Annotated in this window: 21 protein-coding genes, 2 tRNA genes and 1 pseudogene; 13 read left to right on the top strand and 11 right to left on the bottom strand. The window is 49.5% G+C overall.

Annotated features, from left to right (window positions below):
- Window positions 1–479 (top strand): annotated as a pseudogene (locus AS151_RS20800) (TCP-1/cpn60 chaperonin family protein); the annotation flags it as partial.
- Between the two features lie 121 nt (window positions 480–600).
- On the opposite strand, the gene apcB reads toward AS151_RS20800, so the two are convergent.
- A complete protein-coding gene (gene apcB, locus AS151_RS12620) occupies window positions 601–1,110 on the bottom strand; it encodes an allophycocyanin subunit beta (RefSeq protein WP_071517420.1) in 510 nt (169 codons plus the stop codon).
- A 666-nt stretch (window positions 1,111–1,776) separates the two neighbouring features.
- Here apcB and glnA point away from each other — a divergent pair.
- The 4 genes from glnA (at window position 1,777) to AS151_RS12605 (ending at window position 6,121) form a co-directional block, all read left to right on the top strand.
- The gene (gene glnA, locus AS151_RS12615) at window positions 1,777–3,198 is read left to right on the top strand and encodes a type I glutamate--ammonia ligase (RefSeq protein ID WP_071517419.1); all 1,422 of its coding nucleotides are present in this window, start codon (window positions 1,777–1,779) and stop codon (window positions 3,196–3,198) included.
- Between the two features lie 237 nt (window positions 3,199–3,435).
- Window positions 3,436–4,512 (top strand): class I SAM-dependent methyltransferase, encoded by a 1,077-nt coding sequence (locus AS151_RS12610; protein ID WP_071517418.1) that lies wholly within the window; start codon window positions 3,436–3,438, stop codon window positions 4,510–4,512.
- Between the two features lie 226 nt (window positions 4,513–4,738).
- A complete protein-coding gene (locus AS151_RS22150; protein WP_170861390.1) occupies window positions 4,739–4,900 on the top strand; it encodes a hypothetical protein in 162 nt (53 codons plus the stop codon).
- Window positions 4,901–4,906: 6 nt separating this feature from the next.
- Entirely contained in the window at window positions 4,907–6,121 is a 1,215-nt protein-coding gene (locus AS151_RS12605) for a DUF6880 family protein (protein ID WP_343327432.1), read from the top strand.
- Between the two features lie 73 nt (window positions 6,122–6,194).
- Here the strand turns inward: AS151_RS12605 and AS151_RS12600 are convergent, their stop codons facing one another.
- Both AS151_RS12600 and uvrA read right to left on the bottom strand, forming a co-directional pair.
- Window positions 6,195–6,542 carry an NAD(P)H-quinone oxidoreductase subunit M gene (locus tag AS151_RS12600; protein WP_071517416.1) on the bottom strand — a complete coding sequence of 116 codons (348 nt, stop codon included), beginning with the start codon at window positions 6,540–6,542 and terminating at the stop codon, window positions 6,195–6,197.
- Between the two features lie 220 nt (window positions 6,543–6,762).
- On the bottom strand, window positions 6,763–9,699 hold the full coding sequence (gene uvrA / locus AS151_RS12595) for an excinuclease ABC subunit UvrA (protein WP_071517415.1): 2,937 nt from the start codon (window positions 9,697–9,699) through the stop codon (window positions 6,763–6,765).
- Window positions 9,700–9,764: 65 nt separating this feature from the next.
- Between uvrA and AS151_RS12590 the strand changes: the two genes are divergently transcribed.
- On the top strand, window positions 9,765–10,772 hold the full coding sequence (locus AS151_RS12590; protein WP_071517414.1) for a hypothetical protein: 1,008 nt from the start codon (window positions 9,765–9,767) through the stop codon (window positions 10,770–10,772).
- Between the two features lie 54 nt (window positions 10,773–10,826).
- Here AS151_RS12590 and AS151_RS12585 read toward each other — a convergent pair whose 3' ends face one another.
- The 5 genes from AS151_RS12585 to AS151_RS12565 form a co-directional block, all read right to left on the bottom strand.
- Window positions 10,827–11,789, bottom strand: a complete 963-nt coding sequence (locus AS151_RS12585; protein WP_071517413.1) for a universal stress protein — start codon at window positions 11,787–11,789, stop codon at window positions 10,827–10,829.
- Between the two features lie 138 nt (window positions 11,790–11,927).
- On the bottom strand, window positions 11,928–13,616 hold the full coding sequence (locus tag AS151_RS12580; protein ID WP_084639558.1) for a BCCT family transporter: 1,689 nt from the start codon (window positions 13,614–13,616) through the stop codon (window positions 11,928–11,930).
- 407 nt (window positions 13,617–14,023) lie between these two features.
- Window positions 14,024–14,095, bottom strand: a tRNA-Thr gene (locus AS151_RS12575).
- A 10-nt stretch (window positions 14,096–14,105) separates the two neighbouring features.
- Window positions 14,106–14,190: transfer RNA gene (locus tag AS151_RS12570), tRNA-Tyr, on the bottom strand.
- A gap of 130 nt (window positions 14,191–14,320) precedes the next feature.
- Window positions 14,321–15,451 (bottom strand): hemolysin family protein, encoded by a 1,131-nt coding sequence (locus AS151_RS12565; RefSeq protein ID WP_071517412.1) that lies wholly within the window; start codon window positions 15,449–15,451, stop codon window positions 14,321–14,323.
- 74 nt (window positions 15,452–15,525) lie between these two features.
- On the opposite strand from AS151_RS12565, the gene AS151_RS22145 reads away from it, so the two are divergent.
- The gene (locus AS151_RS22145; RefSeq protein WP_170861389.1) at window positions 15,526–15,669 is read left to right on the top strand and encodes a hypothetical protein; all 144 of its coding nucleotides are present in this window, start codon (window positions 15,526–15,528) and stop codon (window positions 15,667–15,669) included.
- Between the two features lie 3 nt (window positions 15,670–15,672).
- Here AS151_RS22145 and AS151_RS22140 read toward each other — a convergent pair whose 3' ends face one another.
- The gene (locus AS151_RS22140) at window positions 15,673–15,813 is read right to left on the bottom strand and encodes a hypothetical protein (protein ID WP_170861388.1); all 141 of its coding nucleotides are present in this window, start codon (window positions 15,811–15,813) and stop codon (window positions 15,673–15,675) included.
- Window positions 15,814–16,268: 455 nt separating this feature from the next.
- Here AS151_RS22140 and rimO point away from each other — a divergent pair, with 455 nt between their 5' ends.
- Both rimO and AS151_RS12545 read left to right on the top strand, forming a co-directional pair.
- Window positions 16,269–17,645, top strand: a complete 1,377-nt coding sequence (gene rimO / locus AS151_RS12550; protein ID WP_071517409.1) for a 30S ribosomal protein S12 methylthiotransferase RimO — start codon at window positions 16,269–16,271, stop codon at window positions 17,643–17,645.
- 53 nt (window positions 17,646–17,698) lie between these two features.
- Entirely contained in the window at window positions 17,699–19,081 is a 1,383-nt protein-coding gene (locus tag AS151_RS12545) for a DEAD/DEAH box helicase (protein WP_071517408.1), read from the top strand.
- Between the two features lie 37 nt (window positions 19,082–19,118).
- Here the strand turns inward: AS151_RS12545 and AS151_RS12540 are convergent, their stop codons facing one another.
- A complete protein-coding gene (locus tag AS151_RS12540; RefSeq protein ID WP_170861387.1) occupies window positions 19,119–22,064 on the bottom strand; it encodes an EAL domain-containing protein in 2,946 nt (981 codons plus the stop codon).
- A 276-nt stretch (window positions 22,065–22,340) separates the two neighbouring features.
- On the opposite strand from AS151_RS12540, the gene AS151_RS21570 reads away from it, so the two are divergent.
- The 3 genes from AS151_RS21570 to rdgB all read left to right on the top strand — a co-directional run bounded on the left by AS151_RS21570 (window position 22,341) and on the right by rdgB (window position 24,904).
- Window positions 22,341–22,553, top strand: coding sequence for a hypothetical protein (locus tag AS151_RS21570; RefSeq protein WP_139240640.1), 213 nt, complete (start codon window positions 22,341–22,343; stop codon window positions 22,551–22,553).
- A 273-nt stretch (window positions 22,554–22,826) separates the two neighbouring features.
- Complete coding sequence (locus AS151_RS12530) at window positions 22,827–24,269, top strand: phosphoglucomutase/phosphomannomutase family protein (protein ID WP_071517406.1); 1,443 nt, start codon at window positions 22,827–22,829, stop codon at window positions 24,267–24,269.
- A gap of 32 nt (window positions 24,270–24,301) precedes the next feature.
- On the top strand, window positions 24,302–24,904 hold the full coding sequence (gene rdgB, locus AS151_RS12525) for an RdgB/HAM1 family non-canonical purine NTP pyrophosphatase (protein ID WP_071517405.1): 603 nt from the start codon (window positions 24,302–24,304) through the stop codon (window positions 24,902–24,904).
- Window positions 24,905–25,006: 102 nt separating this feature from the next.
- Here the strand turns inward: rdgB and AS151_RS12520 are convergent, their stop codons facing one another.
- Window positions 25,007–25,345, bottom strand: a complete 339-nt coding sequence (locus AS151_RS12520) for a P-II family nitrogen regulator (protein ID WP_071517404.1) — start codon at window positions 25,343–25,345, stop codon at window positions 25,007–25,009.
- Between the two features lie 468 nt (window positions 25,346–25,813).
- On the opposite strand from AS151_RS12520, the gene AS151_RS12515 reads away from it, so the two are divergent.
- Window positions 25,814–26,299 (top strand): universal stress protein, encoded by a 486-nt coding sequence (locus tag AS151_RS12515; RefSeq protein WP_071517403.1) that lies wholly within the window; start codon window positions 25,814–25,816, stop codon window positions 26,297–26,299.
- Window positions 26,300–26,440 lie beyond the last annotated feature (141 nt).

Genomic DNA, 26,440 nt, shown 5'->3' with positions numbered 1-26,440 from the left:
CGAAATGAAAGACCGCAAGCTGCGCCTGGAAGACGCCATCAACGCCACCAAAGCAGCCGTAGAAGAAGGCATTGTTCCCGGCGGCGGTACCACTCTGGCCCACTTAGCACCCGATATGGAAACCTGGGCCAAAGAAAACCTCGATGGGGAAGAGCTGACCGGTGCTACCATCCTGGCTCGTGCCCTGTACGTACGCACCGCTCAAACGCATTGCGGAAAACGCCGGTCAAAACGGGTCGGTGATTGCCGAGCGGTTGAAAGAGAAAGAATTCAACGTCGGGTACAACGCCGCTACTGATACCTTTGAGGATATGTTTGAAGCCGGTGTGGTAGACCCAGCCAAAGTCACCCGTTCGGCACTGCAAAATGCTGCTTCCATCGCTGGTATGGTCTTGACCACCGAGTGCATTGTGGTTGACAAGCCCGAAAAAGACAAACAAGCTGGTGCCGGTGCTGGCGGTGGCGACTTCGACTACTAAGGCAACCGCCGCAACGAACTAGCCAGATCCATACAAGAGAACCGCTTCCCTGACCACGTGGCCGTTGGGAAGCGGTTTTTTTATAGATATGGGAGCAACAGCGCCATTGCCTTGACTTAACTTATACGTCTTTTTCGGAAAGCTCCCGATTCATGCGATCGAAAGGCATATCCACCAAGCTAGTATCTTCAATGCCCGCTGCCGCTACTTTTTCTTTGCTTAGCTGTTTTAAGATTTCGATGCCGCGGACAGTGGGTGCAATGGGAACGCCCAGCGAATTGTAGGTTTCCCGCAGTCCTTGCAATACTCGTTCGTCGAGTACGCTCGGATCGCCAGCCACCAGCGCGTAGGTAGCGTAACGCAGATAGTAGTCCATATCCCGCAAACAGGCGGCATAGCGTCGGGTGGTGTAGGCATTGCCTCCCGGTCGAATCAGTTCTGGCAGTTCCGAGAACAGTTGAGAACCGGCTTGCTTGACCAAATCGGAAGCATTGCCCGTGAGAATAGCCGCGGCTTGAATGCGTGCCGTACCACTTTGGTAGTAGGCTTGCAGTCGGGAGATGGCATCGCTATCCAGGTAGCGTCCGACTAGGTCGTAACTTTGGATGAGAGTGGTAACTGCATCCCGCATAAAAATACGCTCCTAAAACAATCTAATTTCAATTTTTTACAGTTTCTTTTTAACATTGGCAGGGTACACGTTTGGATACCTTCTGTTTAAAGACCCAATGGGTTGGTATTGGTTTGGCTTGTCCCTGCGACCCACAGAAGCAGCGATCGCGGCTTGAGCGTTCTCGAGAGCTCGATCTGCTACACCGCTGCAACCATTGATTCTGACAGTTTACCGCAAATTGCGTCTTGACACTCCGCCCTCATCGCTGACCCGGATTCTTCCTTTAATGATTCGTCTCGCGGAAACAGGCTTTCGCCAGCTACCGTAGAGGACCAATCTCCGGAAGCGGTTTGAGAACGGTCTGCTACCTCCTGCCGGCATCTGCAGCAACCAAAGAGCGGACAAAACCTAAATTTTGTATAAAAAAATACAATTCTTCGGGCCTGCTCTCCCTAGGATGAGTCGTGACTCGATAAATAGTTGTCCTTTGACGATCGCAGGTCAACCGAACTCGCAACTCAAAAGCAGCGTTGTGTATCTTGGCATTTTTTGTTGGCTAAGGGTCGCTAGGTAGGGGAGCTGAAACTTGGTTCTACAAGGGCGTTTTCTGGGTTACCCCGAGCTTGCCAAAGGGCTTGATAAAACCCATTCTGTATCGCTGACATAGAAAAAAAGGAGCCTTTTATGCCCGAAACCGCACAGGAAGTCTTAAATTTAATCAACGAACAAAACATTCAGGTCATCGACCTCAAGTTCATTGATATGCCTGGCATGTGGCAGCACTTGACCATCCACAGCAGCCAGTTAGAAGAAGAGAGCTTCACCTATGGCGTCCCGTTCGATGGGTCCAGCATTCGGGGTTGGAAAACCATCAACGAGTCGGATATGTGCATGGTTCCCGATCCCACCACCGCTTGGATCGATCCCTTCTTGCGCGAACCCACCCTCAGCATGATTTGCAGCATTAAAGAACCGAGAACTGGGGAGTGGTACGACCGGTGTCCGCGCACCGTTGCTCAAAAAGCCGTTGACTATTTGAAAAATACTGGCATTGGCGACTTGGCCTTTTTCGGCCCGGAACCAGAATTTTTCGTTTTCGACGATATTCGCTTCGAGCAAACGGAAAGCCACGGTTTTTACTACGTAGACAGCATCGAAGGACGTTGGAATTCCGGTCGTCAGGAGGAAGGCGGGAACTTGGGGTACAAACCCCGTTATAAGGAGGGATATTTCCCGGTTTCGCCAACGGATACCCTGCAAGATTTGCGTACGGAAATGCTGCTGACCATGGCCAATTGCGGCGTTCCTGTGGAAAAACACCACCACGAGGTGGCAACGTCTGGTCAGAGCGAGTTAGGAACCCGCTTTGCGCCAATTATCAAGGCAGCTGACAATGTCATGATTTACAAGTACGTGGTCAAAAACGTGGCCAAACAGTATGGCAAAACGGCCACGTTTATGCCGAAGCCGGTCTTTAACGACAATGGCAGCGGTATGCACGTGCACCAATCTGTTTGGAAAAACGACGAACCCCTTTTCTGGGGCGATGGCTATGCCAATTTGAGCAAAACGGCGCTGTACTACATTGGCGGTTTGCTCAAACATGCTCCGGCAGTACTGGCGTTCTCCAACCCCACCACCAACTCCTACAAGCGTCTGGTTCCAGGATTTGAAGCACCGGTGAACTTGGCTTATTCCCAGGGCAACCGTTCGGCTTCCATCCGGATTCCGGTCACTGGACCCAACCCCAAAGCCAAGCGGCTGGAGTTTCGCTGCCCCGATGCCACTTGCAATCCCTATTTGGCTTTCTCGGCGATGCTGTGTGCTGGGATTGATGGGATTAAAAATCAAATTGACCCTGGCGAGGGATTGGATGTGGATATTTACGACCTCTCTCCGGAAGAGCTGGCGAAGATTGCTTCCACTCCTGGTTCCTTGTTAGAAGCGTTGAAGGCGTTGGAAGAGGACCACGAGTTCTTGACTGCTGGCGGCGTGTTCACGGAAGATTTCATCAATGCTTGGATCGAGTACAAGCTGGATAATGAGGTGAACCCCTTGCGTTTGCGTCCCCATCCTTATGAGTTTTCTCTGTATTACGACGCTTAAGACCACAATTTTCTGTAGGGGCAATCTCTCGTTGGAGGTTCCCAATTTCCTTGCTTTTGTAGGGGAGATCGGGGCAACTACAGGAACACTGTTCCTAGATTTTGGTGGTTGTTGACATATATATCGGTTTTCGTCGTTCGTAGCCACCCTTTTGTGGGTGGTTTTTTTTCTGGACAAATTTTTTTGTTACAATTATTTTCATAAAGTTACTATCTTTAACATTTCAGTGTTGGTAATATGACGGATTCGCTAACCAAACTGGCTTTTCAAACGGTCCAACAAGGGAAAAACTATTTCGCGATCGCCCATAAGATGGTCAGCGGTCAAATTCGGGAGTGGATAGCACCGCGGGTAGAACAGCAAACACAATCGCTTTCTCCGCAAGCACTGCAGAAGTTCCAAAAACGGGTCGATGAGATTCTAGAGCGAGATTGGCAAGATGCCGAAGCAGGGGTATACAGTACCGATTTGTTGTTTGAGGGGGCAACCGATACGTTCTGGTGGGATTATCCCTTGCTTTGCTGGGAACTTCCCCAGGTGTGGGAAAAGGCCAACCGCCGCAGCTATCGGGAGTTTTCTTCGCAGATCGATACCCGCGGCTATCCCAACTATTACTTGCAGAACTTTCACTATCAAATTGATGGCTATCTCAGCGATCGCTCGGCGGAGTTGTACGATTTGCAGGTAGAAATTTTGTTTAATGGGTTGGGGGATACCATGCGCCGGCGGATTTTGGCCCCCCTCAAACAGAAAACAGCTTCCCTTGCTGCTCATTTGGAAACGCCTCGGGATTTGCGCATTTTGGATGTGGCTTGCGGTACGGGTCGTACCCTGAAAGGATTGCGCTCGACTTTTCCGGAAGCTTCGTTGTTTGGGGTAGACCTATCCCCAACTTATTTACGCAAAGCCAACCAATTGCTCTGCGCACAACCAGGGGAACTACCGCAACTGCTACAAGGCAATGCCGAGGCTTTGCCCTATCGCGATGCTTTCTTCCACGCTGTGACTTGCGTGTTTTTATTTCACGAGTTGCCTTCTCCAGTACGCCAGAACGTTCTCAACGAAATGTTCCGGGTTCTACAGCCGGGGGGTGTGGTGGCGATTTGTGATTCCATTCAGGTGGAAGACGATCCGGATTTGAAGCCAGCTCTGGAAAACTTCCAAACCCTATTTCACGAACCCTACTATCGGGATTACATCCAAGACGATCTCCCGGCGAAACTGCAAAAGGCAGGTTTTACCAGTGTTTCTACCTATAGCTACTTCATGAGTAAGTATTGGGTGGCGCATAAAAAAGCAACAACAATGGCGTAGCATCTTTTTCCTCGCCAGCGATCGCTAGCTATACAACCGTGTCGAACCTCTCGCCCACCTAAGCGGCACCAAGGCAGGCACGGTTATTTTATATGCTATCTTTTTTCAACCATATTGTCGTTAAGGATGAATCTAGTTCAAGATAGTCCCCAGTTCCAAGCTTGGTCAAGAGGAAGTAGCAGAGTACCTCAGCCAGCAAGACCGGGAAACCCTGGTACGACTGATTATGGATAAGGCAATGGAGGACGATCGCTGGCGGCAGCAGTTGGTAATGAAAGCGGCTTTACAAAAAGAAAATGGGATCGATATTCATTTCCTACGCCAGTCTTTGAAACATGCAATCGAGCTAAATGCTTGTACGGAATATACGGAAGTCACTGATTATTGAGAAAATATACGTTTTCAAATTTCCTACTTTGAAGATCTGCTGGCAGCTGGATATGCCAGAGATACGATCCAATTAACTCAGGAAATCGTTCCCCTTCTAGAAAAGGCGATCGACCTTATTTACGATCTAGAAGGGGAGCTAGGTTCGATTATAGAACAAGTAGAAGAATTTCATTATCGCGGGTGTACGCTTGCTCCTCCCCATCCTCATGAATTAGCCCAACAGTTGTTCTATTTAGAATTAGAGGCAGATTATGAGACTTTTTATAACGCTATAAGACAGTACGCCGAGATTTTGGGTAAAGAAGGTTTGGAAAAGTATCGGCAGTTGGTGGACGCGGAATTGGAAAAACTGCCTCCCACTGAGAAGCAAACAATCAATGATTCGCTCCGACGGCGAAACCTAACTCAAATGAAAGAAACTTTGGTCGAGGTTACGGGGACATGGGAAGATTTGGTAGAAACTATTGCCCAAGATTTGTCATTATCCCACGACTATGTAAGGATTGCCGAACTTTACCAACAAAACAAGCAGCTGGATCAAGCCATTGAATGGATACAAAGGGGTTTGCATGACTGTCAGAATTGGCCAGATTCTCAAAAAGATTTTCAAATCCGTAGCTTTGAGTCCCATTTGATGAAACTTTACCAAGAAAAGGGGCAGTTCGACGAGGTTCTAGCTATTGCTTGGAAACATTTTTCCCATTCTCCAAGCCTTCAACTTTATCAAACTTTAAAAGAAAAAGCTTGCAAAGCGGGCAATTGGGAATATTGGCAGCAACAAGCCATTGCCTACATCGAAAAGGCGATCGCGCAATTGCAAACAAATCCCAAATCTCCCCCCTATGAAATTCAGAACAAATCTTCTTTACTGGTGCAAATTTACTTACAAGAAGGAGAAATTGAACGGGCATGGCAACAAGCACAAAAAGACGGCTGCGACAGCCATCTTTGGATGGAACTAGCTGCCAAAAAAGAAAAAGATGCTCCCGAAGATGCTTTATCAGTCTATCTCCCCAGAATTGAGCCCCTAATCAAGCAAACCCATAATGAGGCCTACAATCAAGCCATTACATTGCTTTTTAAGATCGAAGAAATAATGACCAGATTAAATCGAGAAAAAGAATTTACCGAGGATCTCAACCAACTTCAAATCACCTACAAACGCAAGCGTAACTTTATCAAATTTTCCCAAAACAGAGGACTCATGGAAAATAAATAGGGACGCTTCGCAAAACGCCCCTATCAGGAAATTGGGAAAATCCAAAACCAGCCTTCTTGGTGAAAAATGGGATTTAAGATTCCTGGGATTCCACCCGAGGTAACCCCAAACTGAAATTGCGGACGCGGCTTTTGAGGTTGTAGGTAACCTCGCCGTCATGCAGTAGCGCACGGATATAATGTTCCAAATCCGACCCAATGCGACGGAGATTGTACTCCGTTAGCTCTTCTCCAGCGTAATTATCCACCAATTCGTCGAACTTGCGATAGACCTTCTGCAACGCTTCGTCGTTCCAGTTTAGTTCGTTATCCGGGTCCACATCCAACGTCAGCAAACTATCGTTGGGAACGAACTCATTGTCCATGATTTCCGCCGTAAAAATACGCACGTGACGGGTTGTAGACTTCAGCAGTGCATTCATAATCTTCCTCTCTCGATGTACGTTCGATCGCAGTACAAAATAGCAACAAACAGTCCGACAGACTGGATTGGCTGGCCTTGACTGCTCCCCTTGGTTAAAGCAGAGGGGTTTTAGCCTTCCCATACTGTTTCTATAATTAAGTATTTTAAAAGCAGTGGCTGGCCGCACGCCATTTATTTTTTGCTGCATCGTTTCCGCTACCATCCACAGTGCAGAAGGGTTATTTTTTAGTAGGGGGATGTTGGGCCAACACTTGTTTTAAATATTGCCCGGTGTAGGATTTGGGATTTTTGGCAACGGTTTCCGGCGTTCCCGCAGCCACCACTTCGCCGCCGCGGTTGCCCCCTTCCGGACCCAAATCGATAATCCAATCGGCACAACGCAATACGTCTAAATTGTGTTCGATGACCAAAATGGAGTTTCCTTTGTCCACCAGACGCTGCAAAATGTTCAGCAAGTGGTGAATATCGTAAAAAGAGAGTCCCGTGGTGGGTTCGTCGATTAAATACAGGGTTTTGCCGGTTGCCCGGCGGGAGAGTTCGTTGGCAAGTTTCACCCGTTGGGCTTCGCCGCCGGAGAGGGTGGGGGCAGGTTGACCCAATTGAATGTAGCCCAAACCTACATCTACCAGAGTTTGCAGGCGGGTGGCAGCTTTGGGGATGTTTTGGAAAAGGTTCAGGGCCTCTTCCACGGTCATATCCAATACCTCGGAGATGGAATAGCCTTTGTAGGTAACTTGCAGGGTTTCTCGATTGTAACGCGCCCCTTTGCAAACTTCGCACTGCACGTAGACATCTGGCAGGAAGTTCATGGAAATGACGTTAACTCCCTGACCGCCGCAAGCTTCGCAGCGACCTCCTTTGACGTTGAAGGAAAACCGTCCGGGTTTGTAACCTCTGGCTTTGGCTTCTACGGTTTCGGCGAAGATATTGCGGATTACGTCAAATGTGCCGGTGTAGGTGGCGGGGTTGGAACGGGGGGTACGACCGATGGGGGATTGGTCGATCGCGATCGCTTTGTCCACAGCATCGGATAGCATGTGATTGCCAGCGTTGAGGGAACCCAACTGTTCGGGAAAGGGGACCCGTTTGGTGAGGTGGTGTTGCAAAGCCGAATACAGCAGTTCGTTAATTAAGGTGGATTTACCGGAACCGGAAACCCCGGTAATGCAAACGAGTTTGCCCAGGGGAATCTGCACGTTGACATGTTGCAAGTTGTTGCGGTGGGCGTCTTGGATGAGCAATTTTTTTCCGTTGCCGGGGCGGCGTTCGGCTGGGGTTTCGATGGCTTTACGACCGCTTAAGTAATCTCCGGTAAGGGAGTTGGAGGCTTCTATCAAGTCTGCCACCGTTCCGGTAGCCACAATATCGCCACCGTGTTTGCCAGCACCAGGGCCGATATCCACCAAATGGTCGGCGCTGCGGATGGTTTCTTCGTCGTGTTCGACGACAATCAGGGTATTACCCAAATCGCGTAGCTTGGTTAATGTGTTAAGCAAGCGTTTATTGTCTCTTTGGTGGAGACCAATGCTGGGTTCATCCAATACATACAAGACACCGGTAAGTCCAGAACCGATTTGGGTTGCCAAACGAATGCGCTGTGCCTCACCACCAGAGAGGGTCATGGCGGGCCGATCCAGGGTTAAATAATCTAAACCCACATCCAACAAGAATTGCAGGCGGGCGCGAATTTCCCGCAGGACCAAATCGGCAATTTTTTCTTGTAAGGGGGTTAGTTTGAGGTTAGACAAGCGATCGCGACATTCGGCAATGGAAACTCCGGTCAGTTCTTGAATGTTGTACTGGCCGACGCGAACCGCTAAAACTTGGGGCTTCAGCCGGGTACCACCGCAGGTTTCGCAGGTACGGTGGACCAGATATCGTTCCAACTTTTCTTTTTGGGCATCCGATGCCGATTCCCGATATTGTCTTTCTAAAATGGGGACCACACCGGGATAGGGGCGATGGTATCCCCGTTTTTGGCTGTAGCGGGAGTCGGTTTCGATCCAAATGGACTCTGGCGACCCGTAGAGAATAATATGTTGCTGTTCGGGGGTGAGTTGTTTCCAGGGGGTGGTGATGTCAAAATCGTAGGCTTGGGCGACGCTATAGAGTAAAGAGAGATAGTAAGTATTGTCTTTTTCCGACCACGGCGCGATCGCGCAGTACACTGGTTTGTTGGGATCGGGCACCAGCAGTTCCGGGGCAAAGGTTTGCAAGCTACCCAAGCCGTGGCAATCTGTACAAGCCCCATAGGGAGAGTTAAAAGAAAATACCCGCGGCGACAGTTCCTCCATCACCGCCCCATGTTCGGGGCAGGCAAAGTTTTCCGAAAAAATCATCTCCTGGAGGGGAGCATTTTCCTCCGGAAGTTGGTACAGCACAATGGCCGTACCACCGCCGTTTTGCAAGCAAGTTGATAGAGAATCGGCGACTCGTTCTTCAATACCAGGTTTGGCCACCAAGCGATCGACGACAATTTCAATGGTATGGGCTTGGTTTTGGTTCAGCTCAATATTGTCGGAAAGTTCCAGAATTTCGCCATCTACCCGTACCCGAACAAAACCACGCGTCGCCAGACTGGAGAGCAATTTTTTGTGGGTGCCCTTTTTGCCACGCACCATGGGGGCTAGCAGTTGAAATTTGCTCCTCTCCGGTAGTTCGCTAATGCGATCGCACATTTCATCAATGGTTTGTGGGGCAATGGAGCGATCGCAATGCGGGCAGTGGGGATTGCCGGCACGTCCGAACAACAGCCGCATGTAGTCGTAAATTTCCGTCACCGTTCCCACCGTAGAACGGGGATTGTGGGAAGTAGATTTTTGGTCGATGGAAATTGCCGGCGATAGCCCCTCAATCGCCTCCACATCGGGTTTTTCCACTTGTCCCAAAAACTGGCGGGCGTAGGCACTGAGAGATTCCATGTAGCGGCGTTGTCCCTCAGCAAAAATGGTATCGAACGCCAGGGAAGATTTGCCGGAACCAGAAACCCCGGTAAACACAATCAACTGGTTCCGCGGTAAGGTTAAATCAACATTGTTGAGATTGTGCTGTCTGGCACCGCGAATACGAATGCTAGGTTCTAGAGTATCGACATGCTTATTGTCGCTGGAAGTCTCGATAGAATGTTGGTTGGATACGTTTGCACAATCGGACATAAAGAACGAGGGACAATAGATTTTGTAACTATGATAGCGGCAATCACCGAGCAGCTAAGCAGCCAATGACCCATTCTACAACGTCTGCCAGCGAACAGTTTGACCGACTGGTGGGGCAAAAAACCGCCCAGGAGTTACTGTTGCAAGCGATAGAACGCGATCGCATTGCCCCAGCATACTGGTTTTCTGGTATTCATGGTATCGGACGGCGCGTCGCTGCCCAAGCCTTTGTAGAAACTTTATTTTCTCGCCATCTACCGGCGTCTTCCCCAGCCAGAAAATCCTTATCCCACCGCTTACAACAGCGCAACCATCCAGATTTGCTTTGGATCGAACCCACCTACCAACACCAAGGCAAATTATATACCATCGCCCAAGCCCAACAAGCAGGATGGCAACGCCGCGCGCCACCGCAGATTCGCATCGAACAAATCCGCGAAATTGCCCAATTTGTCAGCAATCCCCCCTTAGAAGCCAGCCGTTTGGTGGTGGTTGTGGAAAATGCAGAAACCATGGCGGAAGCAGCGGGAAATGCTTTGCTGAAAACCTTAGAGGAACCGCAACACGCAACTTTAATTTTAATTGCACCGCCGAATTCGTTGATGCCGACCTTGGTATCCCGCTGCGCCCAAATTCCCTTTTATCGCCTCAACCTGGAAAAATTGCAACAGGTTTTGCAATCGGTGGGGTATGGGCATATTTTAGAAGATCGAGCGATCGCGGCTATGGCAGCAGGTAGTCCGGGAAACGCGATCGCAGCTTGGCAGCAAAAACAGCAAATCTCCCCAGAACTGCTTTCCCAAACCACCCAACTCCTCACCAGCGAAACCAGTTCTCTCTGGCAAGTGTTGGACCTGGCGCGCACCATTGACCGCGAGTTAGACGCGCCCACCCAATCCTGGCTAGCGGAATATCTGCTCTCCTACTACTGGCAACATCTGGGAACCACGCCCCAATTTTCCCCAATTTCTTTACAATATCTGGAAAAAGCCCGCCATTACTTGCTCAAATACGTACAACCGCGCCTGGTTTGGGAAGTTACCCTAATGGCGATCGCCGGATATCGTCGATAACTTGATAACTTGGGGAGGGGGCAAACAATTCCCACCATCCCCAAGACACATCTTTCAGACAAAATTTTTCACCGGTTCTCTCTGTAGGTCGCTTGCCCGCACCAATAAAAACGGACAAGACAAGCGATGCATCAATCCCGACGCCACGCTGCCGTAGAAAATCCGTTCCAAGCCACTCTGACCGTGACTGGTCATGGCAATCAAATCCACATCCTTATTTTTCGCAATGCGGGCAATACTATCAATCGGACGACCGTACAGCAGGCTCACATCCACGCTAAACCCTCTTTCCTGTAACGTCGATTTCCAATTCAGCAAGTAATCCTTGGCTTTCTGCAAGCGTTCGACTTCTTGGTGCCGGCCCACCTTATTAAACAAAGGCTCCGACACTTGCGGTTCGCGGAAATCTTGATTGACATCCACCGCAACTGTTGCCTGTTGGCTGGTTCGTACCACCCGCACCAACAGCAATTGCGCACCATATAGTTGGGCAATCCCCTTGGCATGGGGAATCGCTTTTTCCGAACGCTTGGACCCATCCAAAGGCACCAAAATATTGCGATTGTGCACCTCCGCCATTTCCGAACCGGAACGCACAATCAACAACGGACGTTGCAGTCGGTTAAACACCCCAGAAGCAACGCTCCCGTAAAACATTTTCGACAAACCAGTATATCCCTGGCTGGTCATCGCCACCAAATCGGCTTTCACAATATCCGCCGCATGCAAAATGGCATCTACCGCCACCCCACGCAAAAGCAAAATTTCGGCAGTAAATCCCTGCGATTGGAATTTATCCCGCCAGCTCTCCAAATACTCTTTCACTTTGCTAATATTTTGCGGCTTGAACGTAACTTCTTCCTGTTCCGGATTGACAACCGCACTGCGGGTAGCCGGTTCGATGGCTTCTGCAAAAACCACCTTCGCTTGCTCGTACTGGGCCAAATGTTCTACGTACGGAATCACTTTCTCAGCACGTTCGGACCCATCTAAAGGTACGAGAATCGTTTGGTACATAATAAACCTCTCCCTCCAAAGCATGACTCAAAAAATCGCAGCCACCAATTCTCAAAAAAGAGTTACATGACTCCTGCAACAGGAGTCATGTGCCCTTTCCAGCTATCTAGAGAATCTACCCATGGATAACGGGCGTGACTAACGGTTGCGTGCTTCGACGGTCCTTCGTTGTCGGGAATATTCTTCCTCCTCGGCTTCCATATCTTGCAGTTCTGCCATTTCTAGCTCGTTTAATTCCGTGTTTAAACCGCGATTGAGGCTAAAACACATAACCAGCAAGACCACAGCAAACGGCAAGCCGGTGGTAATGGCAGCGGTTTGCAAGGCATTTAACCCACCGCCGAGGAGCAAAACGGCAGCTACAACACCTTCCATGGTTGCCCAAAATACCCGTTGGGGGGCAGGGGAGTCTAATTTTCCACCGGAAGTCAAGTTATCTACCACCAGAGAGCCGGAGTCGGAAGAGGTGACGAAGAAAATTGTTACCAGTAAAATCGCAACCACAGAACTAAATGCCGTCAGCGGGAAGTTTTCCAGCATCACAAACATCGCTGTGGCTACGTTTTCTTGTACGGCAGCAGCAATATCGGCAGTATTGCTTAATTGCAACTGCAAAGCCGATCCTCCCATGGCGGATAACCATAGGAAAGATAGCAGCGAAGGCACAATCAAAACGCCAGTGACAAATTCGCGAATGGTTCGTCCTTTAGAAACGCGGGCGATAAACATCCCTACAAAGGGCGACCAGGAAATCCACCATCCCCAGTAAAAGACCGTCCAGCTATTTTGCCAAGAGCCATCGCTCGGACCTTCGCCAAAGGATTCCGTCCAAAAACTCAGTACGGGAAAACTAGCAACATAGTTTCCGAGATTTTGCACGAAGCTGTCCATGATGAACAGGGTGGGACCCAAAATCACCACAAATACTAGGAATAAACCGGCTAGGTACAGGTTCCACTCGCTCAACCGGCGGACGCCCCCATCCAAGCCAACCATCACCGATACAATGGCAAAGCTGGTGATGACGGCAATTAAGACTACTTGGGCAACCGTACCTGAAGGCATGCCCGGAATTAGGAAACCCAATCCAGCGGCTACCTGACTGACCCCCAATCCGAGGGAAGTTGCCAAGCCAAATAAGTCGGCAACTACAGCTAGAATATCGATGACGTGGCCGGGCCACTCGTAAATTCTTTCTCCCAATAGTGGGTGAAACAGCGATCGCATGGTTAGGGGGAGTCCCCGGTTAAAGGCAAAAAAGGCAAGCCCCAAACCGACCAGGGCGTACAATCCCCAAGGATGCAATCCCCAATGGAAAAAGGTCACCGTCATGGCCGTTTCGCCGGCTTTGGCGGTACTGCCTTCCGAACCGAATAGGGTTGGGGGGCTGGTAAAGTGGAACATGGGTTCGCCCACGCTCCAAAACATTAAGCCAATCCCCATCCCAGCACTCAGCAACATGGCAAACCAGGCAAAGGTGGAAAATTCCGGTTGGGCATCCGGTCCACCTAGGCGAATGCGGCCAAATTTGCTAAAGGCAAAATAAAGGATTAACCCGAGAAAGATATTGGCAGCGAGAATGTAAAACCAACCCCCATAGGTGGCAATGCCGTTGAGCGTGGCATCAAATACTTGGGAGGCTTTTTCCTTGTTCGCTAGGGTTAGAACAATAAATAGAATGACTAGTCCCCCAGAAATGGGGGCTACTTGCGGGTGCAGGTCAAATCCCCACTTTTGAAAATTGGTATCGCCGGGATAGCGACCCGTCCCTTCGTCGTTGAGGATTTCTGCTTGCAACCCTTGCCGATCGAAATTGTTTTCGGACATAGCAAATGTCTGGTAAATTTAGACTTCGTACGGTCCCTTGCAGAGTTTTTTTGATTTTTTTTAGCTTTTCCGTCAGAAAAGCAAGGGATTCCGTATCTATTTCACCTACGGAACTGCTGAATTTAAGAATATCTAAACAGGATAGGCGATAAATATGCTAAAACGCAAATTTTTATGCTTCATGTTGGGATAGAGGAGCTTGCTGTGACAAGGGATTGAGGAATTTTTTTATTTCTTTAAGCGTCAAGATATTGTCAACAAATCCTAAAAAAATGCACCGCTAGCAGCCAAAGAGTCCTAGCGGTGCTGATTTGGGATCTATTTTTCTCTGCCAAATGCTGGCTGGGCCTGGAATAGGGTTGAGCGACAGCGATCGCACCCTCCCCGATCTCTAGCAAAATCTCAAAAGCCCGTGACGAGACTTGAACTCGTGACCTCACCCTTACCAAGGGTGTGCTCTACCGCTGAGCTACACGGGCGGATGGAGAGTGGGCCGAGCTGGATTCGAACCAGCGTAGGCATAAGCCAGCGGATTTACAGTCCGCCCCCATTAACCGGACTCGGGCATCGACCCGCGTTCCTCTCATCCACAATTTATTATAGTAACACAACCTTCTGTTTGTACCAAGCCCTTTGGCTAATTTTTTGGGAAAAAATTTTTTAGCAAAACGGGCAAAACGCTGAAACCCGCTTTCAGAAAGACATTAGGAAGATGGATTGCTGCGATGGGAACCGCGATTGGTATGGCGGGGACGGTTTTGACGCCAGGCTGGGCGACTGGGGAAATCGCTTTCGTCGTAAATTTCCCCCACCAGTTCTTCCAAAATATCTTCCAAGGTTAGCAACCCCACAGTGCCACCGTATTCGTCTACGACAATTGCCATGTGCAGCCGTTGCTGGAGCATTTCTTTGAGCAAATCCGCCAGGCGTTTGGTTTCCGGTACGTAGGTGGGTGGGTCCATGACTTCCGTGACGCTGGGATTTCCCCGTTCTGGGGGTTGGGTGGTGCGCAGTCGCTGTAAGGCTCGTTTCAAATGCACCACGCCCACAATGCTATCTTTGGTTTCTTCTTGAATGGGAATGCGCGAGTATCCCGTTGCCAAACAAAAATCCACCACCTCTTGCAGGGGCGTTTCTTGGGGGAGGGTACGCATTTCAATACGCGGTTTGACCACATCCTTGGCGCGCAAGCGATCGAGCATCAACGCCTTGTTCAGCAATTGATGTTTTTGTAGGTCTAGCTGCCCCTTGCCGCTGAGCACTTCAATCATCAGGCGCAGGTCTTTGAGGGATTCCCCCTGACTTTCTACGCTGCCTTTGAACATGCGAATGGTTCTTTGCGCGATCGCTTCGAGAAAGGTGGTAATCCAGAAAAACGAGAGAAACTTGGAAATTAAATAAATTGGGCGAATCACCACCCGAAAATACGCCAGAACATTGTTAATCGCCAGGGATTTCGGCGTAATTTCCCCAAAAATCAGCAACAGCAGCGTAATTACCCCGGTGGCAATCCCCACACCGGCATTCCCCAGCCACAGAGCAAACAAATTGCTGGTCAAAATCGCCGCAAAGTTATTCACCAGATTATTGCAAATTAACAGGGTGGTAATAAACCGAGTGCGGTTGGCTAGCAACAAGTGCAGCATGCCATCGGGATCGCCTTCTTCTTCCATTAAGGCGCGAATTTTAAGATTGTCTAAAGCGGTGATGGCGGTTTCAGAACCGGAGAAAAATCCCGATAGCACCAGCATGCACGCTAGGACGGTGGTATCAATCCAAACTTCGCCCAGTAAGGGTTTGATGGCGGTGGTTGCTAGCAGCAGGGGAACAGTCATGGTTGGTTTTTGGTTGTCCCAAGATCGTTGGTTCGGGCGGAGGTAGGTGGCGTGGCATCGCAGACAATCATAACTTGTATGTTCCTAAATCTCCCAAATTCCCACGCTTGGTACGCTCCCACCTGGCAAAAATTGCCCAAATGCGTCAGAATATGGAAACGCCACCCAAAATGGATGGCGATCGCTGGTGGCAAGGTGTTGGTTGCGTTTCTAAATAACAATTAAGAAATCGCGTAAGCGGAATTGAGCGCCCAGACAATCAAAAACGCGATCGCACCCAACACCAAAACCGCTGACAGGGTAACAGCAATTGGGGTATCGGCCCCCCGAAATTTCATGATTCCGCGATTTAAATCGGACATGATTCCTCCTATGGTAGCAATCTCTAAAAAACGAACCACACCAAACGTACGATCGACTCGCTCCTTCTAGAGAGCGTTTTTCCATGGGGAAACGCCCACGCCATGTCTATTGCTCGTAGGTGGTGCGAAACGATCGTTTGTAGGGAGGCGATCGCATCGCCCCTTTTCAACTGGGAAATCCCCCTAACTGCTTCCTGGGCCCATCAAAAAAGCCAGAACCATTGTCTAGCCGGCGATAGGAGCTTTCCCAACGGTTTCATTATAGCGCAACCAGCCAAACAAAAGTTGCCAAGAAGCCAAGCCAGTCTGTAATATAACTTAAAAAGTTACTATAATATTGAAGACACCACCGTACGTTTCCAAAGTATACTAGGACGGCATTTCTTTTCACTCAATAGGGAGGAAAGTCCGTCCGCAAGTATCAGCCTTCGCAGGTAGCACGTTATCACGATCGCATGAAAACCAAGCCCACTGTTTCCATCGTTCACCTCGGTTGTGAAAAAAATCGCATCGACACCGAACACATGCTCGGTTTGCTTGCCGAAGCCGGCTACGGCATCGACAGCGAAGAAGAACGAGCAGACTATGTCATTGTCAACACCTGCAGTTTCATCCAACCAGCGCGCGAAGAATCCGTACGCACCCTGGTGGAACTGGCAGAAGCCAATAAAAAGATTGTCATCACCGGCTGTCTAGCCCAGCACTTTCAACAGGAACTGCTTCAGGAAATCCCGGAAGCGGTGGCTGTGGTGGGCACCGGCGACTATCAAAAAATCGTTGACGTAATGCAGCGGGTGGAAAGCGGCGATCGCGTAGAGGAAATTTCCCCAGAATCCACCTACATGGCCGACGAAACCGTCCCCCGCTATCGCACCACCGAGCAAACGTATGCTTACCTGCGAATTGCCGAAGGCTGTAACTACCGCTGCTCGTTCTGTATCATCCCGCACCTGCGGGGAAACCAGCGATCGCGACCCATCGAATCCATCGTTCGCGAAGCCCAACAGCTTGCTGACGAGGGCGTACAAGAAATCATCCTCATTTCGCAAATTAGCACCAACTACGGCACCGATCTGTACGGCCAACCCAAGCTGGCAGAACTTCTGCGAGCCTTAGGGGAAGTGGACGTTCCGTGGATCCGCATCCACTATGCCTACCCAACGGGATTAACCGACGATGTCATCGCCGCCATTCGCGAAACTCCCAACGTGCTGCCCTACTTAGACTTACCCCTACAGCACGCCCACCCGGATATTTTGCGGGCCATGAACCGTCCTTGGATCGGTCGGGTCAACGACGAAATTGTGGAACGTATCAAAACCGCCCTCCCCGAAGCCGTTTTGCGGACCACCTTGATTGTGGGCTACCCAGGCGAAACGGAAGAGCACTTCCAGCACTTGCTGGATTTTGTCGAACGTCACGAATTCGACCACTTGGGGGCTTTCACCTTCTCTCCAGAAGCGGAAACCCCAGCGTACCACCTACCCAACCAAGTTCCTGCCGATGTGGCCACCGAGCGCCGAGATATTCTCATGCAGGCACAGCAAGCCATTTCCTACCGCAAAAACCAACAGGAAGTAGGAAAAATTGTCGATGTGCTGGTGGAACAGGAAAACCCACAAACAGGCCAACGGGTGGGACGTTCGGCGCGGTTTGCGCCAGACGTCGATGGGGTAGTGATGGTTAACGCACCGGTCAGCCTGGGCAGTATGGTTCCCGTACAAATTACCCACGCCGACATTTACGATTTATACGCTCGCGTGGTGGAAAGCGACGGGGAAACCAACAAGACCCCCACACCGGCCACAATATCCGTTGGGAATGGCGGCTGAAAAACCTGTAATTACCCAGGACCGCACAATATTTTATTTTCGTAGGAGAATCCATGGAACGCACTTTCGCCGATTTAAACCTTTCCTCAGAACGCCTAAATCAGTTAGAGCGATTGGGCTTCGTTGAAGCCACTGAAATTCAGGCTCAAGCCATTCCACCTTTGCTCGAAGGTCGCGATGTGGTGGGGCAAGCGCAAACGGGAACCGGCAAAACCGCTGCCTTTTCCCTGCCCATCCTAGAGCGCATCGATACCAAGCGCCGGGAAGTACAAGCGCTGATTTTAACCCCCACCCGGGAACTCGCCAAACAGGTCAACCAATCGTTTCGCGAACTTAGTGGCGATCGCCGCATTCGCATCCTCAACGTCTACGGCGGGCAATCCATCGACCGGCAAATCCAACTGCTCGAAAAAGGCACCCACATTGTTGTCGGCACCCCAGGGCGCGTCATTGACCTGCTCAATCGCGGCAACCTCAAACTAGACAAAGTCGATTGGGTCGTTCTCGACGAAGCCGACGAAATGCTGAGTATGGGTTTTCTCGACGACGTGGAAACCATTCTCAAACAAGCGGCGACCGACCGGCAAACCGCTTTCTTCTCCGCCACCATCGAACCTTCCATTTGGAATCTGGTGAAGAAATTCATGAAATCGCCGGTTACCGTGCGCATCGAACAGCCCAAAGCAGCCCCCCAACGCATCCAGCAGCAGGTTTACATGGTGCCCCGCGGTTGGAGCAAAGCCAAAGCCCTGCAGCCGATTCTGGAAATGGAAGACCCAGAAAGCGCCATTATTTTCGTACGCACCCGCAAAGGTGCTTCCGAACTTACCAGCAGCTTGCAAAGCTTGGGGCACAGTGTAGAAGAATTCCACGGCGATCTCACCCAATCCCAACGGGAACGCCTGCTCAAGCGCTTCCGCAGCCAGCAAGTACGCTGGGTGGTGGCTACCGATATCGCCGCGCGGGGATTGGATGTGGAACGGCTGACCCACGTGATTAACTTCGACCTGCCGGATAACGTAGATAGCTACATCCACCGCATCGGTCGTACCGGTCGTGCTGGGCGCGAAGGCACCGCCATTTCGTTGATTCAACCTTTTGAACGGCGGAAACTGCGGCAAATCGAACGCCACGTGCGGCAAAACCTGAAAATCCGCTCTCTCCCCGACCGTTCTCAAATCGAAGCCTGTCGCCTGAAGCGCTTGGAAAACCAACTGCGGGATACCATTACCGGCGAACGCTTGGCTTCTTTCTTGCCCATGGTGGCACAGCTTAACGAAGAATACGACATCCACGCGATCGCAGCGGCAGCGTTGCAAATGGCTTACGACAGCAACCGCGCCAATACCACCGATGTGGAAATACCGGAAAAAGGATCGCCGGAACGTTCCTCTACCCCCAAACCGCGTTTGATGAAAGAAATGAAAGAACGCTAGGGTCGGTACCAGTAGCTGGATTCTCCCACTGCCATGCCTACCAAACTGGGCAAGAATCCAGCAATTTTTCTGCCTGTTGGGCGCTTAAGGGTCGAGAAAAATAGTACCCTTGCCCGTATTCGCATTTGAGCTGCTGCAAGTACTCTTGCTGGGTACGGGTTTCCACGCCTTCGGCAATGACTTCCATATTTAAATTGTGTGCCAGGTTGACAATGGCTTTGACAATTTCCTGTTGGTTGTTGGTTTTGCCCAAACGCTGGGTAAACGAGCGGTCAATTTTTAAGGTATCCAGGGGAAAGTTGTGCAGGTAGCTAAAGGAAGAATATCCCGTACCAAAATCGTCGATACTCAGGCGAATATTCCGTTGTTTTAGGGCTGAGAGCAAGTGCAAAGCAGCGGTGGTATTTTCAATCAGGGCGCTTTCGGTGATTTCGAGTTTCAAATTGTGGGATTGCAAGCCGGTTTCGTAGAGAATATAGTCGATTTTTTCCAACAGCCGCGGCTGGGAAAATTGCTTGGGAGATAAATTAACGCTGATGGCAAAGGTTTGCGGATCGACGCAGGGGCGGCGAAATTTACTTTGCCACTTTTGCAACTGCCAGCAAGCTTCTCCCAAAATCCACATGCCCAAGGGCACGATTAACCCCGTATGTTCTGCCAGGGGAATAAATTCGCTAGGGGAAATCAAACCGCGTTGGGGATGCTGCCAGCGTACCAAAGCTTCAAATCCCGCAATTCTTCCGGTATCTAAGGCCACAATGGGTTGGTAGTATAACTGGAACTCTTCTCGGTCTAATGCCTGGCGCAGGCTATTTTCCAGTTCGATGCGGTTGAGAATCCGATCGCGCATTTTTCGATCGAAAATGGCGTGGCTGGCTTTGCCGTTTTCTTTTGCCTGGTGCATGGCAATATCCGCATCACGAATCATGGCATCGGCTTGGGTATAGCGGTCGGAAAAGACAATGCCAATACTGGTGGTGCTAAAAACTTGGTAGCCTTCTATGTAGAAAGGTGCGGTGAGGGTTTGGTGAATGCAATTGGCAAGTTTTTGTGTGTCGGCGTGGGTGCGCGCGCTTTTGGCAAGTATAGCAAATTCATCGCCTCCCAACCGTGCCAGCAAATCGTTGTTGCTCAAACAGGAAAGCAATCGCTGGCTAAAATCTACCAGCAAGCGATCGCCGATGTTATGCCCCAAACTTTCATTAATTACTTTAAATTCGTCCAAATCTAAGGAAAAAACAGCAAAACGGTTTTGGATATTTCCGGAATTTTGCTGGAGTGCTTTTTCCAGTTGATGTTGGAAGGAAACGCGATTGGCAAGTTGCGTTAAGCGGTCGTAAAAGGCTTCTCGCTGTAGTTCTTGTTCGGCGCGCTTGCGATCGCTAATATCGTATTGAATGGCTAAATATTGATAGGGTTCGCCGCGGCTGTTGGTAAATGGCACCAACGTCGTATCTACCCAATACAAGCTGCCATCTTTGGCGATTCCTTGAATTTCCCCATGCCAAACTTTCCCCCCATGCAGCCACGCCAAAATCTCTTGGCAGGTTTTCCGGGAACTCGTATCGAGTTGGACGATTTTTTCGTAGCTGCTACCCAGCAGTTGAGAACGTTCGTATTGGGAAATTTCGCATAATTTGTCGTTCACGTAGGTAATGGTGCCCTGGGTGTCGAAAATAGCCACAATGGCGGCGCGGTCGAGGGCAAATTTAATATCGGCGACTTCTTTAAAGGAAGCTATGCGATCGAGTTCTGCCTGTTTTTGTGGGGTGATATCGGTGGCAATGCCATCCAAACGCACGGGATTGCCAGCTTCATCAAAAATTAAATAACTGCGATCGCGAATCCAGCATACTTGACCGTTGGATTTGATAATTCGATATTCTAGCTCTTTCTTTCCCAGAGCCAAGAAAATTTTTTGATACTGTCGCACCCATTCTTGGTCCTCTGGATGGATGGTTTGCAACCACAAACAGGGATTTTTTTGAAAGGTTTCTGGTGTATATCCGTAAATCCTCTCCACCGCATGGCTGATATAGAGCAATTTTCCTATGGTAATGCCTTCTACACTGTTGTTTTCTACCTCCGCCGACCAAACTACATCATCGAGGGATTCTAAAATATTTTCCAAACGTTGCTGGCTGGCGGATAAATCTGCTTCTAGTTGTTTGCGCCGCTGGATTTCTCGTTTTAAGTTTTGATTGGAACTTTGCAGCTGTTGGGTTCGCTCCTGAACCCTTTCTTCTTGTAGCTGATAGGCAAGCGATAGTTCTTCTTCTCTTTTTTTTAAATCTTTAAAAAGCAAATGGTAGGGTTGGGACAAGCCAATTTTTACAATTGCTTTGTAAATAAAATAGTAAGAAAAAAACTTCAGAACATGTCCTCCAATGTGCAGGGGACGATCGATTAACATTTCGTTGTTGGATAAGAAAAGCGCGGCAGATTCTGATAGGATGGTAAGCAAAATGGCCCCCTGCAGATATCTGCTAATTTGGGGATGCAAGTAGCGACGCTGGCGAAAAAATTGCCCAGCGGCTGCGGCTAACATTAAAATAAGAGTCAATTGGCTGGCTGCTGCGAACGTAGTAGGGATGTTGGTACCGCTGAAATAGCATCCTGGAAATAAGTTGGGCAGGGCAATGGTCCAAACCAACAATCCCGCGATCGCTGTATATCCCCAAGAGAAAATTTTTACTGGAATTGGACGACAAACAAATTGAGAAGCAAGCAATAAAGAAATCGCTTCTATCAAGCGCGCTGCTATCCATAGCTGGGCAGTAACGTTGCGGCTGCTACAATGAAAAATATCTAAGTCTGGATGGGAAATGAGGGCAAAGCTATCTAAAATTGCAACGAAAAAATAGGCAATTCCCAGCAGCAGCAAATAATTATTGCCAATGTAATACCGAGCATTCCAAGCCACCATGAAAATAGCGATCGCCATGGCAATAGTAAGAAATTCAATGAGGCTATGTAACAGCAAAAAATCATTTCTAAATAAAACGAAAGCTCCAACCAGCAGAATGGTCCCTAAAATCTTTGGTAGATTGTTGTCTATCAAATTCCACAACCAATGCATGCAAACCAGAAACATTATAAAAAGACCAAATGGTTATACATTTAACATGTCAAGCATAACTGGAAAGGTAATGTTTCTATTCAAGTAGGGTCGCTCGCGAAGCCAACCTACCAGAAAAGTTGAAAAATCCCAGAAAATCATTGCTTTAGCGAGAATTTTTCTTAAACCAAAATTCGACTTATGGCTGATGTTCTTATAGGAGAAAAGTACCCCAAAAAAACAGCATTTACTTTTGGGAAAAGTTTAGCAACCACGAATGGCTGCTATCAAAAATACGAACGGCAGAATGTTCTAAAAAAGTCCAGCATTCCCTTTAGAGAAAGGGAAATTCCTAAAAGACGCAAGCCATGGCAAACAGATGCAAAACGAACGTTATGGCATAGGGGGGAGTAGGGGTTCTTGTTGTTTGGAAACCAGCAAATAATGGCGAGCATCAACCATCCCCCAAGAAGTTACGTTAGCCGCGATCGCCAACGAAATGTTGGGTTTTCCATCTAGAGAAACTAGGGACTTCCTATTTAGGATTCCCCAAGAAGCCGTCTCTTGTATCACTGCAAAATCATTTCCTTTATAATAACAATGATAAAATTTAACTTAAATCCCGAGAAAAGTTCTTAATAAATCGATACCTTATAAAGAGGACCTCTTTTGGTAAGTGAAGGAATTATGACTCAAAAAACAATTCGCTTTGGCACCGATGGTTGGCGAGGCATTATTGCCGACGACTTTACCTACGAGCGGGTTGCCGTGGTCGCTGCCACGGCGGCTCGGGTTTTGGAAAGCAACTACAGTTCCCAAGCCACCAACCGCAAGGTCATCGTCGGATACGACCGCCGTTTCATGGCAGAAACCTTTGCCCAGAAAGCGGCCACAGCAATCACCGAAGCCGGTTACGACGTTTTGCTGGCGGATACCTATGCCCCCACCCCAGCCTTTAGCTGGGCAGCCTACGAACAAAAAGCCCTCGGTGCCATGGTTTTAACCGCCAGCCACAACCCAGGGAAATATTTGGGATTGAAAGTCAAAGGCAACTTTGGCGGTTCCGTTTCCGGGGAAATCACCCAACAAATCGAAAACCAACTCAGCCAACCTCCCCAAACAGCAGCCCAAACCGGCAGCCTGGGTCATTTTTCCCCTTGGGAAGGATACTGCCGTGCCATTCAGTCGCAAATCGACCTGAGCGCCATTCGCCGCGCCTTGCAGCAGGGAGAAATCACCGTATTTGCTGATGTCATGCATGGGGCAGCCACCGGTGGTTTGGCGAAAATTTTGGATCTGCCCATCAACGAAATCAATAGCAGCCGCGATCCTTTGTTCGACGGTGGTGCTCCGGAACCGTTGCCCCGCTACCTATCGCAGCTCAGCCGCCACATTCGCCGCTACCACCGCCAGGATCCGCAGCAAAAATTGGTGGGATTTGTATTTGATGGCGATAGCGATCGCATTGCCGCTGTTGACCGGGAAGGAACCTTCCTCAGCTCCCAAATCTTAATTCCCATTTTGATCGAACACCTCACCCAACGCCAGGGCAAAAGCGGTGAAGTGGTGAAAACCTTTAGCGGTTCCGACCTCATTTACAAAGTGGCTTCCGCCTACCACCTACCCATTTGCGAAACCCCCATCGGCTACAAATACATTGCCGAAAGAATGAACCAAACCCAAGTCTTGCTGGGAGGGGAAGAATCCGGCGGCATTGGCTACGGCAGCCACATTCCCGAACGGGATGCCTTGCTGTCGGCGTTATATCTGTTGGAAGCGATGGTGCAATCGGGGCAAGACCTGCAGCAGCTATATCGGGAATTGCAAACGAAAACCCAGTTCGTTTCCAGCTACGACCGCATCGACTTACCCCTTGCCAGCATGGAAGTGCGGGAAAAACTCCTGCAAAAGTTGCAAACCCAGCCACCCAGCGAAATTGCTGGCAAAGTTGTTTTGGATTGCACCCAAACCGATGGTTATAAATTCCGACTGGCAGATTACAGTTGGCTGCTGGTACGCTTTAGTGGCACCGAACCCGTGCTACGGTTGTATTGCGAAGCATCGGATATCCAACAGGTGCGTCAGACCCTGGAATGGGCAAAAAATTGGGCTAGCGAAGCCAATCGCTAGATAGAAAAGAAATCGCAATCTGGTGTAGGTTTATGGTCGAGCGAAAATCAATACCATCATTGGTGGTTGCTACGGGAAATCCGGGGAAATTGCGGGAAATGCAGTCTTATTTCCCTGCCGATGGAGGCTGGCGTTTGGCGTTAAAGCCTGCGGAAATTGAAGTGGAAGAAACCGGCGAAACCTTTGTGGAAAATGCTTGTTTGAAAGCTTCGCAAGTTGCTCAGGCTACCGAAAAATGGGCGATCGCGGATGATTCTGGCTTGATGGTGGATGCCTTGGGAGGTGCCCCGGGCATTTATTCGGCACGCTACGGCAAAAGTGACGAAGAGCGCATTCAGCGGTTATTGCGGGAGTTGGGAGATACCAGCCAGCGGCAGGCGAAGTTTGTTTGTGCCTTGGCGGTGGCGCAACCCAACGGAGAAATCGCCATCTCCGTGGAAGGCGTTTGCCCGGGAGAAATTCTGCAATCTCCCAGGGGAACTGAGGGATTTGGCTACGACCCCATTTTTTACTTCAATGAAGCGGGGATGACCTTTGCCGAAATGCCGCCGGATATGAAAAAACGCCTGAGCCATCGCTCTCAGGCGTTTGCTAAGTTACTGCCCCAGCTTTCGCAGCTGTTCGAACATCGGTAACATTGATAACATTGGTCCCTGCAATCGTGACTGCGACCAACCTGGGAGTTGGTACCTAATTCAACCAGATTGACTGGCAAATCGACTTAGCAAGTTACTGGACTAGAGAGCTTCTAAGTTTTTTTCGCCGGTACGGATGCGGACAACCTGCCCCACAGAGGAGACAAAGATTTTGCCGTCGCCGATTTCACCAGTACGAGCGGCAGAGATAATTTTATCAACCACCATATCCACTTGGTCGTCTTCCACAACCAGCTCCAATTTGAGCTTCTGAAGAAACTCAACGGTATACTCGGAGCCGCGATAGCGTTCGGTTTGACCTTTTTGGCGTCCAAAACCTCGTACTTCGGAAACGGTCATCCCGACGATGCCCGCGTTTACCAAGGCGATTTTGATTTCGTCCAGTTTAAACGGTCGAATAATCGCTTCTACTTTTTTCAAGTTCTTTACTCCTTAAATCCGTCCGCGACAGTTTTTGCTCGATCCTACCAAGCTTCGCAGTAAAGCTTGGCAGTGTCCAACTTCTTACAAGCTGGGTGCCTACCTATCGCTTCCCCCTATCAGTAGGGTTTTATTTACTATGGCCGGGGCAGTCCCCCGGTTGTCAAGAGAGAAAAATTATCTCTAAGAAGCGATTTATCAGTTTTTTTCGCGGTTAATCTGTATCAAGCTTATCATTTTGTTGGAAATTTCTCGCGATCGCGGTTTCACTGTGGGTAGGTTTGCAAGGTGGGCGGGAAAAATGGGAATGGAAAACTGGGGTCCTCTACCACAAGCTCAAGACAACTCGGATCGTGGAAAACCACTATCGATCGTACCTTTCTATCTTCCCATCTCCCACCCTCCCCAGTGCCCTATTTGCGAACGACCTACATGTCATACTAGAAAGATGGTTTTAGGAAAAGTACCATGGAGTCGAAGAAAATTCTCGTGGCTCTTGACCGTTGTGCTCCAGCGGAAGCTGTCTTCCAGCAAGCTCTGGATATTACCCGACAGGAGAGTGCAACCTTGCTTCTGTTGCACTGCTTGCAGGTAGAACATCCGGCAGAACTTGCTCCCATTATTGGTACGGGGGTTGGCTTGGATCCGAGCAGCAACCGTACGTTTCTACGTTTGGAACAACAGCAACTGCAACAGGAGATTGACAACGTGACTACCTGGCTGCAGGAATTTGCCGCGCGCGCCCTTGCTGAGGGAATTTCTGTGGAAACCCAGCACCAAATCGGCGATCCAGGAGCAACCATTTGCAAGTTGGCTACGGACTGGGGAGCAGATTTAATTATTATGGGCCGTCGCGGCCGTCAAAACTGGCAGGAAATTATTTTAGGGAGTGTCAGCAAATACGTTCTGCACCACAGTCATTGTTCGGTACTAATTGTCCAAGATGCGTCTTGATGGCGTCTGGGTGACCGAGAAATAGAAACATCGTCAACTCACCCTCGACTAAGCTGCTTACCGCATGAATCAGGAGCTTGAAAGCCCTGACTTTTTAAAGCAGGGATGAAAAGCGACCCGTGCGGCTTCAGCCGCCGTCAA

The organism is Geitlerinema sp. PCC 9228 (genome assembly GCF_001870905.1).
GTDB lineage: Bacteria > Cyanobacteriota > Cyanobacteriia > Cyanobacteriales > PCC-9228 > PCC-9228.
Note: the sequence above shows the minus strand (reverse complement) of the source record. Positions and strands in the feature narration are given on the sequence as shown.